This window comes from Cohnella rhizoplanae (assembly GCF_948329515.1).
In the GTDB taxonomy this organism is placed as follows: domain Bacteria; phylum Bacillota; class Bacilli; order Paenibacillales; family Paenibacillaceae; genus Cohnella; species Cohnella rhizoplanae.
Map to the genome: position 1 here is coordinate 1 of NZ_CAOJCN010000006.1, position 13730 is coordinate 13730.

Below are 13730 nucleotides of genomic sequence, written 5' to 3' on the forward strand. Positions count from 1 at the left end.
GGAGAACACGAGGTTGATAGGCTCGGGGTGTAAGCTCAGTAATGGGTGTAGCTGACGAGTACTAATCGGTCGAGGGCTTATCCTACGGTTTGCTTACGAGCAGACCAAACGGCAAGCCGCACAGGCAATGAGAATTTCTAAGCGCATATGCGTTTCGCATCCGGTTTTCAGGGCGCAAGCTCTGTAAACAAAGCGTGCCGGACAAGCTCCGGTCGCAAAGTGGCGTGGCGGCGTAGCTCAGCTGGCTAGAGCGTTCGGTTCATACCCGAAAGGTCGGGGGTTCGATCCCCTCTGCCGCTACCATACCTTTATCCCGTGGAGGCTTAGCTCAGCCGGGAGAGCATCTGCCTTACAAGCAGAGGGTCGGGGGTTCGATCCCCTCAGCCTCCACCATTGATTTAACCACATGGAGCTGTGGTGTAGAGGCCTAACATGCCTGCCTGTCACGCAGGAGACCGCGGGTTCGAATCCCGTCAGCTCCGCCATTTTTAATGGCAATCTTTACGGCTCGGTAGCTCAGTTGGTAGAGCAGAGGACTGAAAATCCTCGTGTCGGCGGTTCGATTCCGTCCCGAGCCACCATTTATTTCCGGTATATGCAAGCCAACGGGTGTGCAAGCTACCGGGGATCGGGTTCATAACGTGGAGGCTTAGCGAAGTGGCCAAACGCGGCAGACTGTAAATCTGCTCCCTCTGGGTTCGGTGGTTCGACTCCATCAGCCTCCACCAGTTTTCCCGAGCCATTAGCTCAGTTGGTAGAGCACCTGACTTTTAATCAGGGTGTCGAAGGTTCGAGTCCTTCATGGCTCACCATTTGTAAAGTCAAGCAGACGCATTGTCGTCTGTTTTTTTGCGTATCCGGCCTATTTGTCATTTCCCCGAATGAATGGAGCGCTCCGAAGGGAACGTTAATCGCATCCCGTCAAGTCGGAGGCAATCGGCATGAGATATATGTACGCGTTCGCGCTCGCCTTTATATGCGTGATGGTTCTAGTCCCCCTCGTACGGGCGCTGGCGCTAAAGATCGGCTTCGTCGATCGTCCCACCGTGCGCAAAATACATAAGGCCCCGATTCCGTTAAGCGGCGGGGTTGCCATCTATGCAGGCGTGATCGTCACATCCGCCGTTTTTTTGAATCATGCCGCATTGTTCAGAACGATCGCGACCGGCGGAGCGCTCTTAGTGCTGATTGGCTTGGCGGATGACGCGTTCAAGTCCAGAGGTAAGGACTTTCCCGTCTGGCCCCGCCTGATCCTCTATACGTTGGTATCGTACATTCCGTATGCGTACGGCATCGCCATCCAGGGCGTGTCCGCGCCTTCGGCTTCGTCGATGATTCTGTTTAGCGATGGCTGGAGCATCCTGTTCACTATGCTCTGGGTATTCGCGCTCATTAATATGATGAACTTTATCGATGGCGTCGACGGGCTGGCGTCGGGGATATCCGTCATCTCGGCACTGACGCTATTCGTCGCCTCGATCGTGGGACATCAAGAGACGACCGCGCTTGCCGCGCTGGCCATCGCCGGATCTTGCCTGGCTTTTCTGGCATATAATTTCCACCCGGCCCGTATCTTTATGGGAGACGCGGGAGCGACGTTTCTCGGCTACATGCTGGCGGTGATCGCGATGGACGGGACATTGAAGGGCGCGACGTTCCTGTCGCTGCTCGTGCCGCTGCTCGCGCTAGGCGTCCCCATCCTCGATACGGCGATCGTCTTCTCCCGGCGCTTGCTGAAGGGGAAGGGCCTGCATCAAGCGGACAACCTGCACACGCATCACAGTTTAATGAAATGGGGGCTGTCACAGGTCCAGACGGTCTCGTTTCTGTACCTCATCGCAGCCGTATTCGCGCTGTTGTCGGTCGTCGTGCTCCTCTTGCTGCATCCCCGCTGACCCCGGCTTGGCCCGGCCGCGAACCGATGTGGTACAATGTGGCTAACGCCAGGCAGACAAGGGGCTCGCAGAATGAACAATTCGAGGCTTCAACAATTGCAGCAATTGATGAACGCGCCTGTAGAACTCGACACCATGACCAAGGCACAATGGATCGAGTCGGGCGGCGCCAAGCTTCCGGAGGCGGGGGACCAGCTTCAGCTCAACGGGCGTTTCCTGCTCGTGACCAAGGCGGACAACCATCAGCTGCAGATTCTGCGAACGCAAGCGGAACTGACCCAGCTCGAGAAGGAACTGCTCGGGTGGCTGGCGAAGCAGGGCTCCATGATGAAGCCTGGCAGCGCCAGCGCATCCGAACTCGAGCGGCAGGCCCGCAGATTGGGCGAGTGGCTGCAGCAGTCGATCGACGCCGGCGAATGGCGCGCGGAGATCCCGGAGCGGTTTGAACTGCATCACCGGCTGTTCGACGGGATGATTCCTTTTTTGCTGATGAGCGAACAAGCGGAGAACCGGGAACCATCCTACGGCGAACTGGAAAAAGTGCTGCGCTCTTATCTATCGGACGATATGCTGCTTATCCCGCTTAGGGAGAGAGAATGGCTGATCCTGGGCACGGACAGGTTGCTCGCGGAGGTCGAGACAAACGAGGGAGATATGATCGAGCGTGGCGAGACCAAGGAGGCGCTCGTCTCCCTGGCGACGGGACTGCACCAGATGATAACCGAGGAATGGGGCGGAGATTGCCATGTGGCGGTCGGGGAACCGATCATTCCGACGGAGAGCCTGGCCTATGCGGTGGCTACGCTGAGGGAAACGGTCTATCTCGGGCGCAAGTTCCACGTGGGGATGCATGTGCATATGCCTTGGCTCGTCCATCTGGAGCGTCTGCTAAGCGGAATTCCGGAGCCCGTCCGCTCGCGATTCATGGACGAGATGTCCGGACGCCAGGATCTGTTCACGGACCCGGAGACGGTCTCGACGCTCGATGCCTTCTTCGCGATGGACTGCAACGTAAGCGAGACGGCGAAGCGCCTGTTCATTCACCGCAACACGCTGCTGTACCGGCTGGATAAGCTGAAGCAGGAGGCGGGCTTGGACGTCCGCTCCTTTAATGATGCCATTTTGGTGCGTCTGCTGATGCTATTGTACAAAGTTACGAAAAGGAAATGAATTTTTTGTACGGATTGTGCATAGTCAGTCGTCACGGTCTAAGGTAAGATAAGAACGTACCTTAAACGAAGCGTTAGGGGGAACTTTCCAATGGCAGGCGTACGTTTAGAGCATGTATACAAAAAATATCCGGGTTCCGACAAAGCATCGGTAACCGACTTTAATCTCGACATCCAAGACAAAGAATTCCTCGTGCTGGTCGGACCGTCCGGCTGCGGCAAGTCGACGACGCTGCGTATGATCGCCGGTCTGGAAGAGATCTCCGAAGGCAAGCTGTACATCGGCGACCGCGTCGTAAACGACGTTGCACCGAAGGACCGCGATATCGCGATGGTATTCCAGTCCTACGCGCTGTACCCGCACATGAACGTATACCAGAACATGGCATTCGGCCTCAAGCTCCGCAAGTTCCGCAAGGACGAGATCGATCGCCGCGTTCGCGAAGCTGCGCGCACGCTCGAGATCGAGCACCTGCTCGAGCGCAAGCCGAAGGCGCTCTCCGGCGGTCAACGCCAACGTGTCGCCCTGGGTCGCGCTATCGTCCGCGAACCGCAAGTGTTCCTGATGGACGAACCGCTGTCGAACCTCGACGCCAAGCTGCGTACGCAGATGCGGGCTAACATTTCCAAGCTGATGAAGCGTCTTGAGACGACTTGCATCTACGTAACCCATGACCAGACGGAAGCTATGACGATGGGCGACCGTATCGTCGTTATGAAGGACGGCTTCATTCAACAAGCAGCTACGCCGGATGAGCTCTACAACCACCCGGTTAACCTGTTCGTAGCAGGCTTCATCGGCGCTCCTGCGATGAACTTCATCACGGGCCAACTGACTGAAGAAGGCGGCGCCGTTCGCTTCAAGGCAACGGGCTTCAACGTCGTCGTTCCGGCTGGCAAGGCACAACTTCTTCGCGACAAGGGCTACATCGGCCGCGAGATGATCATCGGCATCCGTCCTGAGGATCTGCACGAAGAGCCGGTCTTTATCGAAGCTTCGCCGAACTCCGTCATCAGCGCCAGCATCGAAGTTTCCGAGAACCTCGGCCACGAGATGTTCCTGTACCTGAACGGACTGGGCAAGGACAACGTCATCGCTCGCGTCGACGGCCGTTCCCAGCTGCAAGAAGGCCAAAACATCAAGCTCGCGGTCGATATGAACAAGATCCATCTGTTCGACAAGGATACCGAGCTGAACATTCTCGAAGCTTAATCCAAGTTATCATCGATAATTAATAAGAGGCCTGGCATTCCACCCTACGGGGTCGGAAGCCAGGCCTCTTTTTTCATGCGCGGGATTAGATGCCCGCGCCGTCTGCGAATTGAAACGCTTCTCCCGATTCAAATTGGCTTAGCACGCGGAGACGGAGCGCTTGAAAGTCAACGCCCGTCTTCTTGCGCGGATAAGCCAGCTCCACGGGAACGATCGTGCTGATCTCGCCGGGACGAGGTTTGAGGATCACGACGCGATCTGCCAGAAAGATCGCTTCGTCGATGTCGTGCGTCACGAAAATCATCGTCGTCTTGTTGTTGCGCCAGATCTCGAGCAGCACCTCTTGCATATGCGCGCGCGTGAAGGCGTCCAAAGCGCCGAAAGGCTCGTCGAGAAGCAAGATCTTCGGCTGCCGGAGCAGCGCCCTGGCGATGGATACCCGCTGCGCCATGCCTCCCGACAGCTCGCGGGGATAGGCCTTCTCAAAGCCTTGCAGACGGACGAGCTCGATGAGCTCGTCGACCCGGCGGCGTACATCTTTATCGCTTAGCGACAGATCGGAGGCGATGTTTTTCTCGACGGTCAACCAAGGGAACAGGCGATGCTCCTGGAAAATGAAGCCTTTGTCGATCCCGGGCTTCAGGATCGGCGCGCCGTTCAGCCGGACGGTCCCGGTATACTGCGTATCGAGACCCGCCACGATACGGAGCAGCGTGCTCTTGCCGCAACCGCTCGGACCGATTACCGTTACGAACTCTCCTTCTTCAACGGATAGATCCACATTCCGCAATGCCGTAACGGTACCTTTGGCGCCCACGAACTGTTTGCTTAAATTAGCAATCTCCAGTAGGACATTCCCCAAAACGAACGCCTCCCCAAGCGAAGAATGATCTAAATCATACAAAGTCGATGAGAATAATAAGTTAACCGTATCATCCAGGCGTTCCCATGTCAATGAAGTCATCGATAGATAATTCCTATTTTACAGCTAGGAATTGTGGTGGTTATAATCTGGGCAACAAGTTAAATGCAAGGCGTTCCAGTTAAACGGCATGGAGGGATGTGGATGGCAAGTCGAATGACCGCTGCGCGCGAGGAGGGGGTGCCGGGCCGCTGGGAGCTTATCGGTCTGGGGCTGCTGCTTCCGGCAACAGTAATAACGGCCTGGCAGGTGTTGGCAGAATGGGGATATCTATCGGAGCTGATGTTTCCTCCGCCGACGGTCATTGCAGGATCCTTCGCCGACCTGGCCGCTTCCGGCGATTTGTGGGCGAACTTTCGGATCAGCGCGATCCGCGCTTTTTCCGGCTTCCTGATCGGAGGCGGCTTGGGGCTCGCGTTCGGGATTATGGTCGGCTTGTTCCGCCGGTCGGAGAAGCTGCTGGACCCGACGATTCAGATGATCCGCATGGTTCCGAGTCTGGCAGTCGTCCCCCTATTTATTCTCTGGTTCGGCATCGGCGAAGAATCGAAGGTGCTGCTGATCGCCAAAGCCGCGTTTTTCCCGCTCTATATCAATACGTTCCTCGGCATCCGATACGTCGACAACAAGCTCTTCGAAGTCAGCCGCGTCCTCGGGTTCAACCGGTTTAAGCAAATCGTGCGACTGGTCATTCCCGCCGCCATACCGAACATCCTGCTCGGCGTCCGATTGTCGCTCGGACTGTCTTGGCTGGGGTTGGTGGTCGCCGAGCTGATCGCCTCTACGTCGGGCATCGGCTACATGATATCGGATGCGCGGCAGTTCGCGGACACGCCGGTCGTATTCGTCGGCATATTCGTATTCGCGGCGGCCGGGCTGGCCTCGGACACGGCGGTGCGGCTGATGGAAAGCAGAATCGTCCGTTGGAAAGACACCTACAGAGGATAAGGAGGCGAAGACGATGAGCGAGAGGGCAGAAGCATGGATAGCGCCGGCGGAAAAGGTAAGGCCGCAACGCCTCCGGGGCAGCGCGGGTAAGATCCGGGCGGCGCTGGCGGACATCGCGGCGGGCTGGATCGTGCCGATCGCGGCGATCGCCATCTGGCAGGCAGCGGGCAGCATGGGATGGATCTCTCCGGAATTCCTGCCGGCGCCGACCGCGATCGCGGCATCGTTCGCGGACTTGGCGGCGAACGGAGGACTGCTCCATCACCTAGGGGACAGCTTGCGGAGAGCGGGAGCCGGCTTTGCGATCGGAGGCGGCTTGGGATTGGCGCTCGGCATCCTGACGGGCTTGTTCCGGCGGGCGGAGTACCTGATCGATCCGAGCGCGCAAGTGCTAAGGCTCGTCCCGCACCTGGCGATCGCGCCGCTCATCATCCTGTGGTTCGGATTCGGAGAGGTCTCGAAGGTGGTCATTATTGCGGCAGGCTCGTTTTTCCCGCTTTATATCAATACCTTTCTGGGCATCCGCCAAGTGGACAACAAGCTGTTCGAGGTATCGCGCACGCTCGACTTCAGCGGTTACAAAAGGATCTCGAGGCTTATCCTGCCCGCGGCTATGCCTCAGATTCTACTCGGGCTTCGCACTTCGCTCGCGGTATCCTGGATCGGACTGGTCGTGGCCGAGTTGATCGGTTCTACCTCGGGGATCGGATTCCTTATCAACGAGGCCAAGCAGAACGGCCATCCGGAAGTCATCTTTGTCGGCATCCTTATCTTCGCGGTCGTAGGCAAGCTGTTGGATTCGGCCGTCAAGGCGACCGAACGGCGCGCGCTTCATTGGCAAGACGGCTACAAGGGCTAAGCATACACAAGCTTAAAGGAGGAGTAATCATGACAAACGCAGCGGCAAGCGCATCGATCGCATTAACGACGGACGTACTGGTAATCGGCGGGGGACCCGCCGGGACCTGGGCGGCCATATCGGCGGCATCCAAAGGCGCGAAGGTCACGCTGGTCGACAAGGGCTACTGCGGGTCCAGCGGAGCGACCGCCCCTTCGGGCACGGGGGTCTGGTACGTCGAGCCCGACCAGGCCAAACGCGAAGAGGCCAAGGCCAGCCGTTATGCGATGGGCGGTCAATTGGCGGAGCATCGCTGGATGGATCGCGTGCTCGACCGCACGTACGAGAACATGAACAAGCTCGGCAATCTCGGTTATCCGTTCCCCGTCGACGAGAACGGCAATCCGTACAAGCGCGGACTGCAAGGACCGGAGTACATGCGGCTCATGAGGAAGCTGGTTCAGCGTGCCGGCGTCAAAATACTGGATCACAGTCCCGTTCTGGAGCTGCTCGCCGACGAACATGGCGTGGGCGGAGCTGCCGGCGTGAACACGCAGACCGGCGATACTTGGGAGATCCGCGCGGGAGCCGTAGTAATCGCCACGGGCGGATGCGCATTCCTCAGCCGCGCGCTGGGCTGCAACGTGCTGACGGGAGACGGGTACCTGTTCGCCGCGGAGGCGGGAGCGGAGATGTCCGGCATGGAGTTCTCGAACGCCTACGCGATCTGCCCGACGTTCTCCTCCGTTACGAAGACGGCCTACTACAGCTATGCGAGCTTTTATTACGAGGACGGTACGGTCGTTGAGGGCGCGGGCTCGAAAAGAGGGCGCTCGGTCATCGCGCGCAACCTGCTGCAGGGCAGGCAAGTCTACGCGAAGCTCGACCAGGCGCCGGAGGACTTGAAGCCGCTGCTGCGCGTGGCGCAGACGAACTTCTTCTTGCCGTTCGACCGACGCGGCATCGATCCGTTCAACGACCTGTTCCCGGTCACGCTGCGCCTGGAGGGCACGGTCCGCGGCACGGGCGGCATCCGCATCGTGGACGAGAACTGCGCCACGAGCGCGCCGGGTCTCTATGCGGCAGGCGACGCCGCGACCCGCGAGCTGATCTGCGGCGGCTTCACCGGCGGCGGCAGCCACAATGCGGCATGGGCCATGTCCTCGGGCTCGTTCGCCGGCGAAGGCGCGGCTGCGTATGCGCTGAAGCTCGGCGGGACCGCCGCGAATCGCAGCTTGAAGGGATTGTCCTCGCAATCGCTGACCGAGCGCAGGGAGACCGGCGCCGCCGCGCGCACGGAGGAATACGTGCGGGCCGTGCAGGACGAGGTGAAGCCGTACGACCGCAATCTGTTCCGCACGGAAAAGGGGCTCGGAGAGTCGCTCGTCAGACTCGACGATCTGTGGCGGCGCCAGCGCGAAGCAGGCGCGAGCCGTTCGGCCGAAGGCGTGAAGGCGCGCGAGGCCGCCGCGATGACGGCGACTTCGCGGTGGATGTATCATTCGGCGCTGGCCCGCACCGAGACGCGAGGCATGCACAAGCGCGAAGACTACCCGGCAGGCGATGCGGGCCAGCACCACCGTCTGATCAGCGGCGGCTTGGACCAGGTGTGGGTCAGGAGCGACGAAGTGGCAAAGGAGCGTGTGCCGGTATGATCGAGATCGTCAGCGAGTCCAGGTGCGTATCATGCAACCAATGCGTCTCGGTCTGCCCGACGAACGTGTTCGACCGCGGCGAAGACGGCATCCCCGTCATCGCGAGACAGGATGACTGCCAGACCTGCTTCATGTGCGAGCTGTACTGCCCGGTCGACGCGCTCTACGTATCTCCGGACTCGGAGGGCGTCATGGGCGTCACCGAAGAAGAGCTCGAGCGCCAGGGCCTGCTTGGCGGGTACCGCGAGAAAGTAGGATGGGGCAAGGGGCGCGTCCCCGTGGCCAAACATCAATTCATGTACCAGCTGTCCCGGAGAGCGGGATTCTAGAGAGGAGCAATCGGAGATGGGACGGAGAGATAGAAGGATTGAGGGGGGCGGCGCGCGCAATTGGACGTTGGCGCTGCTGTCGGTCGTCGTGGCGCTCATGCTCGCGCTGCAGGGCTGCGGCAGCCAGAACGACGAAGGCGGCGCATCATCGCAGGCGGCATCGTCGTCTTCCGCGCCGGCGGAATCATCCGGAGCGGCTTCTCCTTCCGGAGCGGCGTCCGCTGCGGAGCCGGAACGGAACGTACCGGAGGTTATCAACTACGGCTACATCGGCTTGAACGATCAGAACCAGGCGACGGGCGCGGAAGGCTGGGGTTTTTACAAAGGCATCATCCAGGAAGAGCTGAAGAAGTACGGCGTCAAGGAAGTGAAGCTCGCCGGCTTCCCCAACGGTCCGGACCAGACCGAGTCCCTCATCAGCGGACGCCTGGACTTCGGCAGCCTCGGCGACACGCCGGCGATCATCGCCCGCGCCGGCGGCGCGAAGACGCGCCTCATTACGCAGACGGGCACTCGTATCATCGGTTATGTCATCGCCAAGAAGGACGGCCCCAAGACGCTGCAGGACCTGAAAGGCAAGACGATCGCCATCCAGAAGGGCTCCTTCATGCACCGCTACGTGGTGGGTCTGCTGAAGGACGCGGGCGTGACCGATTACAAGCTCGTCCATATGCTCATCCCCGACGCGCAGGCGGCGCTCGCGAACGGCAGCGTGGACGCGATGACCAACACGGGCGTGAACGCGCTGACTTCGCTCGCGAACGGCTATCCGCAGCTGGATATTTCCTCGGATCATCCCGAACTGCTCGGCACGAGCGCGACGGTGGCTTCCGAAGAATTCCTGAAGAAGTTCCCGGACTTCCCCAAGGTATGGAACGCCGCGCGCGAAAAGGCGCTGGCCGACCTGAAGGAGCACCCCGACGAGTACTACGAATTTATCGCGAGCATCCAGAAGACGACGGTCGAGAACGTCAAGAAGCTGAGTCCGATCGAGGACATCAAGGATACGGCGTTTACGGAAGAAGGACTCTCGCTGATCGAGGGTACGAAGAACTTCCTGGTCGAGGAGAAGATCGCCAAAAAAGACTTCGCCATCGGCGACTGGGTGCTGAAAGCCGAATAACGAATGCTTGGCCAAGCCGGCCTCTCCTCCGAGAGCGCCGGCTTTTTATATGAAGGAAGCGCCGGGCGCATCGCGATTCAAGCCGCGGACGGCCCGCGCCGCCGCGGTTTACATTGATTTCCGCGCTTATTTTAGATACGATGAGAAAGATGAAGAGAGCGTTGAAGGGAGCTGTACGATGGCTAAAAAAGTAAAGGTATCCGAGCTCGTGCAGCAATTTCAACTCGAGGTCGTCGCCGGCTCGGAAGGCATGCGGCGTACGATCGTGACCGATGACTTGAACCGGCCCGGCCTGGAGATGGCGGGCTATTACGATTATTATCCCGCGGATCGGACGCAGATCCTGGGCAAGACGGAACTGGCGTTTCTCGAGAAGCTGACCTCCGAGGAACGTCTGGAGCGGATGCGCCACATCTGCGCCGAAGAGACGCCGTGCATCATCATCACGCGCGGGCTGGACGCGCCGGAGGAGCTGATCGTAGTCGCCGAGGAGCGTCAGCTGCCGGTGCTCCGCTCCACGACGGCGACGACCACGCTGCTCAGCCGGATCACGAATTTTCTGGAGAAAAAGCTGGCGCCCACGACGACGATCCACGGCGTATTGGTGGACGTGTACGGCGTCGGCATGCTGATTACGGGCGGCAGCGGCATCGGCAAGAGCGAGACGGCGCTGGAGCTCGTGAAGCGCGGTCACAGGCTCGTGGCCGACGATGCCGTAGAGATCCGGCAGACCGCGGACAATTACCTGTACGGCAGCGCGCCGGACCTGATCCAGCATCTGCTGGAGATCAGAGGCCTCGGGATTCTGAACGTCATGACCTTGTTCGGGGCGGGCGCCGTGCGCAACACCAAGCAGATCGGTCTCGTCATCCGGCTGGAGAACTGGCAGCAGGACAAGCAATACGACCGTCTGGGACTGGACGAGGAGACGACGCGCATCATCGATACCGACGTGCCGCTCGTGACGGTCCCCGTGCGTCCAGGCCGGAACCTTGCGGTCATCCTGGAAGTCGCCGCGATGAATTTCCGCCTCAAGCGGATGGGCTACAATGCAGCCCTTCAATTCACCAACAAGCTGACGGAAGCGATTGCCGACGAAGACAACGAATAAACCGCGCTCGCGGCCATCCGGTCGGTTGCGTTAGAGACGGAGGATACTCATGTTGCTGCCCATGCGGCTCGAATCGATTGCGTTTAACCTCGGCCCGATTCCCGTGCACTGGTACGGACTGATACTCGGCACCGGCGCCCTCGTCGGGCTGCTGCTCGCCATCTGGGAAGGCAAGCGCTTCGGGCTTTCCGCGGACTTCTTCCTGGACCTCATGCTGTACGGCGTGCCTTCGGCCATTATCGGCGCCCGGTTGTATTACGTGCTCTTCAAGTGGGACTACTATAAAGATCACCCGGGCGAGATCATCCAGATCTGGAACGGGGGCATCGCGATCTATGGCGCCCTGATCGGGGCGTTCATATGCGGGTACTTCTACTTCCGCAGCAAGGGATATACGTTCATGCGGATCGTCGATATCTGCGTGCCTTCGCTGCTGGCCGGCCAGATGATCGGCCGCTGGGGCAACTTCGTGAACCAGGAGGCCTACGGCGGAAAGGTTACCGGTACATATCTGAGCAACGAGCTGCATCTTCCGGCCTTTATCGTAAGGCAGATGTACGTGGTCGACCCGACGACCGGGACCGGCGCGTATCATCATCCGACCTTCCTGTACGAATCGCTGTGGAGCCTAGTCGGGCTGATTATCCTGTTTATCCTGCGCCGTCAGCGGTTCTTGCGCGTGGGGGAGATGTTCTTCTCCTATCTGATCTGGTATTCGGTCGGCCGCTTCTTCATCGAGGCGCTGCGCACGGACAGCCTGGCCTTCAAGGGTCCGGACTGGCTGGCGTCGTTGATCAACGGCCTCTGGACGCCGATGAAATGGATGTTCGGCGATCAAGGCGATCTGGATCCGGCCTACGGCAACGTTCGCAGCTCGCAGCTGCTCGCGCTGCTGCTCGTCATCGCGGGCATCGTGGCGATCATCGTCCGTCGCTTGATGAATCCGGACAGGACGCGTTACCTGGACCCGCTGCCGATCGTGGAACAGACGGATGCGGTCGCGCCGGACGCGGCGCCGGCGAGCTCGGCCGCAGCCGCCGCCCCGGCAGCCGTCTCACCGCATGTCGCACCGGCGCCAACCGCCGAGTCCGCGCAAGATCCCGCGCCAGCCGCGCGGGAGGAAGAGAGGAAGACTGCAGATGAGTCAGACACAAAGCAAGACAGGGACCCCGATTGAAGCGGTATTGTTCGACCTGGACGGCACGATCGTCGACACGAACGAGCTGATCATCCAATCTTTTTTATACAGCCTGCAGGGCATCGTCCCGCCCGAGTTCGGGCGGGAGCACATCATCCCGATCATGGGACAGACGCTGATCTCCCAGCTGCAACAGTTCTCGGGCCGCGAGCAGGTCGACGATCTGATCGCGGGGTACCGCGAGTACAACCTTAAGCACCATGACGACATGGTGTCGCTGTTTCCCGGGGTGATCGAAGTCATCCCTGAGCTCAAGCGCGGCGGGATCAAGCTCGGCGTCGTCACGACCAAGATGCGCATGACGACGGAGCGGGCGCTCAAGCTGCTGGGCATTTACGATTATATGGATACGATCGTGACGCTGGACGATGTAGAGAACGCCAAGCCGCACCCGGAGCCGGTCGAAAAGGCGCTGCGCGCGCTTGGCGTCGCGCCGGAACGCGCGATCATGGTCGGCGACAGCACGGTGGACATCGGCTCGGCGTTGGCCGCCGGCGCGTTCGCCGTGGGCGTCTCCTGGTCGCTCAAGGGCGAAGCTCCGCTGCGGGAGGCCGGCGCGCATCGCGTCATTCACGACATGCGGGAGCTGCTGCCGCTTAGCGGGTTGGAGGGATAAGCTTTGCGGAAGGTCGAACGGTACCCGGTCGAAGGGCCCAACGCTTTATGGCAGGTGTACCGTACGGTATCCAGGCTGAAGGCCGTCCGGAACTTCGTCTTCATCCAGATCGCCCGATACTGCCCGGAGCTCTCGGTGAAGAATTGGATCTATCGCCGCGTGCTCGGCATGAAGGTGGGCAAGGAGACTTCTTTCGCGCTGATGGTCATGGTGGACGTCTTCTTCCCCGAGCGGATCACCATCGGGGACAACTGTATCGTCGGCTATAACTCCACGCTGCTAACGCACGAGTATCTGATCAAGGAATACCGGCTAGGCGACATCGTCATCGGCTCGCATGTCATGATCGGCGCCAACGTGACGATCCTGCCGGGCGTGACGATCGGGGACCATGCCGTGATCGCGGCCGGCTCGGTCGTGCACCGGGACGTGCCGCCCCATGCCAGGGTCGGCGGCAATCCGCTGCGCGAGCTGGGAGCCGGCGGCGAAGCGGCCGCGGAAACGAAGGTCTAGCGATGCCGTACATGCGCAGGGTGAACGGGTCAGGGGACGAACGTACTACGCACAAGGGCAAAGCCGACAGGAGCGGGAACCGGGGTGGCGCGATGTCAGCCTCCGGTTCTTTTTTGCTGTCGGAGGCGTAAGACGCGAGGCCCTGTACCGTGCCCGCGGCCATCTTGACGCTCGTGGAGGTTCGTGATAAAGTGAAACTT

At 60.1% G+C, this 13730-nt stretch carries 13 protein-coding genes, 6 tRNA genes and 1 rRNA gene; 19 read left to right on the top strand and 1 reads right to left on the bottom strand.

From position 1 onward, the window contains the following. From PQG80_RS11440 to PQG80_RS11485, 10 genes are all read left to right on the top strand, one after another. Window positions 1–85: ribosomal RNA gene (locus PQG80_RS11440) — 23S ribosomal RNA — on the top strand; the annotation flags it as partial. Between the two features lie 141 nt (window positions 86–226). Next, a tRNA-Met gene (locus PQG80_RS11445) sits at window positions 227–303 on the top strand. Between the two features lie 14 nt (window positions 304–317). After that, window positions 318–393, top strand: a tRNA-Val gene (locus tag PQG80_RS11450). A 15-nt stretch (window positions 394–408) separates the two neighbouring features. Beyond that, window positions 409–485 (top strand) — tRNA-Asp (locus tag PQG80_RS11455). A gap of 20 nt (window positions 486–505) precedes the next feature. Beyond that, window positions 506–581: transfer RNA gene (locus tag PQG80_RS11460), tRNA-Phe, on the top strand. Between the two features lie 62 nt (window positions 582–643). Then, window positions 644–728 (top strand) — tRNA-Tyr (locus tag PQG80_RS11465). Window positions 729–736: 8 nt separating this feature from the next. Beyond that, window positions 737–812: transfer RNA gene (locus tag PQG80_RS11470), tRNA-Lys, on the top strand. A 129-nt stretch (window positions 813–941) separates the two neighbouring features. Next, the gene (locus PQG80_RS11475) at window positions 942–1895 is read left to right on the top strand and encodes an MraY family glycosyltransferase (RefSeq protein ID WP_271751463.1); all 954 of its coding nucleotides are present in this window, start codon (window positions 942–944) and stop codon (window positions 1893–1895) included. 72 nt (window positions 1896–1967) lie between these two features. Further along, on the top strand, window positions 1968–3065 hold the full coding sequence (locus tag PQG80_RS11480) for a PucR family transcriptional regulator (RefSeq protein WP_271751465.1): 1098 nt from the start codon (window positions 1968–1970) through the stop codon (window positions 3063–3065). Between the two features lie 90 nt (window positions 3066–3155). Continuing rightward, window positions 3156–4277 (top strand): ABC transporter ATP-binding protein, encoded by a 1122-nt coding sequence (locus tag PQG80_RS11485; protein WP_271751466.1) that lies wholly within the window; start codon window positions 3156–3158, stop codon window positions 4275–4277. Between the two features lie 85 nt (window positions 4278–4362). On the opposite strand, the gene PQG80_RS11490 is transcribed toward PQG80_RS11485, so the two are convergent. Beyond that, on the bottom strand, window positions 4363–5139 hold the full coding sequence (locus PQG80_RS11490; RefSeq protein WP_271751467.1) for an ABC transporter ATP-binding protein: 777 nt from the start codon (window positions 5137–5139) through the stop codon (window positions 4363–4365). Between the two features lie 204 nt (window positions 5140–5343). Between PQG80_RS11490 and PQG80_RS11495 the strand changes: the two genes are divergently transcribed. The 9 genes from PQG80_RS11495 to PQG80_RS11535 all read left to right on the top strand — a co-directional run bounded on the left by PQG80_RS11495 (window position 5344) and on the right by PQG80_RS11535 (window position 13530). After that, a complete protein-coding gene (locus PQG80_RS11495; RefSeq protein ID WP_271751468.1) occupies window positions 5344–6147 on the top strand; it encodes an ABC transporter permease in 804 nt (267 codons plus the stop codon). A 13-nt stretch (window positions 6148–6160) separates the two neighbouring features. Next, complete coding sequence (locus tag PQG80_RS11500) at window positions 6161–7006, top strand: ABC transporter permease (protein ID WP_271751469.1); 846 nt, start codon at window positions 6161–6163, stop codon at window positions 7004–7006. A 29-nt stretch (window positions 7007–7035) separates the two neighbouring features. Continuing rightward, the gene (locus PQG80_RS11505) at window positions 7036–8640 is read left to right on the top strand and encodes an FAD-dependent oxidoreductase (RefSeq protein ID WP_271751470.1); all 1605 of its coding nucleotides are present in this window, start codon (window positions 7036–7038) and stop codon (window positions 8638–8640) included. Further along, a complete protein-coding gene (locus PQG80_RS11510; protein WP_271751472.1) occupies window positions 8637–8969 on the top strand; it encodes a 4Fe-4S dicluster domain-containing protein in 333 nt (110 codons plus the stop codon). Before PQG80_RS11505 ends, PQG80_RS11510 begins: the two co-directional genes overlap by 4 nt. Window positions 8970–8985: 16 nt before the next feature. Next, window positions 8986–10092 carry an ABC transporter substrate-binding protein gene (locus PQG80_RS11515; RefSeq protein WP_271751473.1) on the top strand — a complete coding sequence of 369 codons (1107 nt, stop codon included), beginning with the start codon at window positions 8986–8988 and terminating at the stop codon, window positions 10090–10092. 178 nt (window positions 10093–10270) lie between these two features. Then, window positions 10271–11203 carry an HPr(Ser) kinase/phosphatase gene (gene hprK / locus PQG80_RS11520; protein WP_271751474.1) on the top strand — a complete coding sequence of 311 codons (933 nt, stop codon included), beginning with the start codon at window positions 10271–10273 and terminating at the stop codon, window positions 11201–11203. 49 nt (window positions 11204–11252) lie between these two features. Further along, a complete protein-coding gene (gene lgt / locus PQG80_RS11525; RefSeq protein WP_271751475.1) occupies window positions 11253–12380 on the top strand; it encodes a prolipoprotein diacylglyceryl transferase in 1128 nt (375 codons plus the stop codon). Further along, entirely contained in the window at window positions 12343–13017 is a 675-nt protein-coding gene (gene ppaX, locus PQG80_RS11530; protein ID WP_271751476.1) for a pyrophosphatase PpaX, read from the top strand. The genes lgt and ppaX overlap by 38 nt, the downstream gene beginning before the upstream one ends. 3 nt (window positions 13018–13020) lie before the next feature. Beyond that, entirely contained in the window at window positions 13021–13530 is a 510-nt protein-coding gene (locus PQG80_RS11535) for an acyltransferase (protein WP_271751477.1), read from the top strand. Window positions 13531–13730 lie beyond the last annotated feature (200 nt).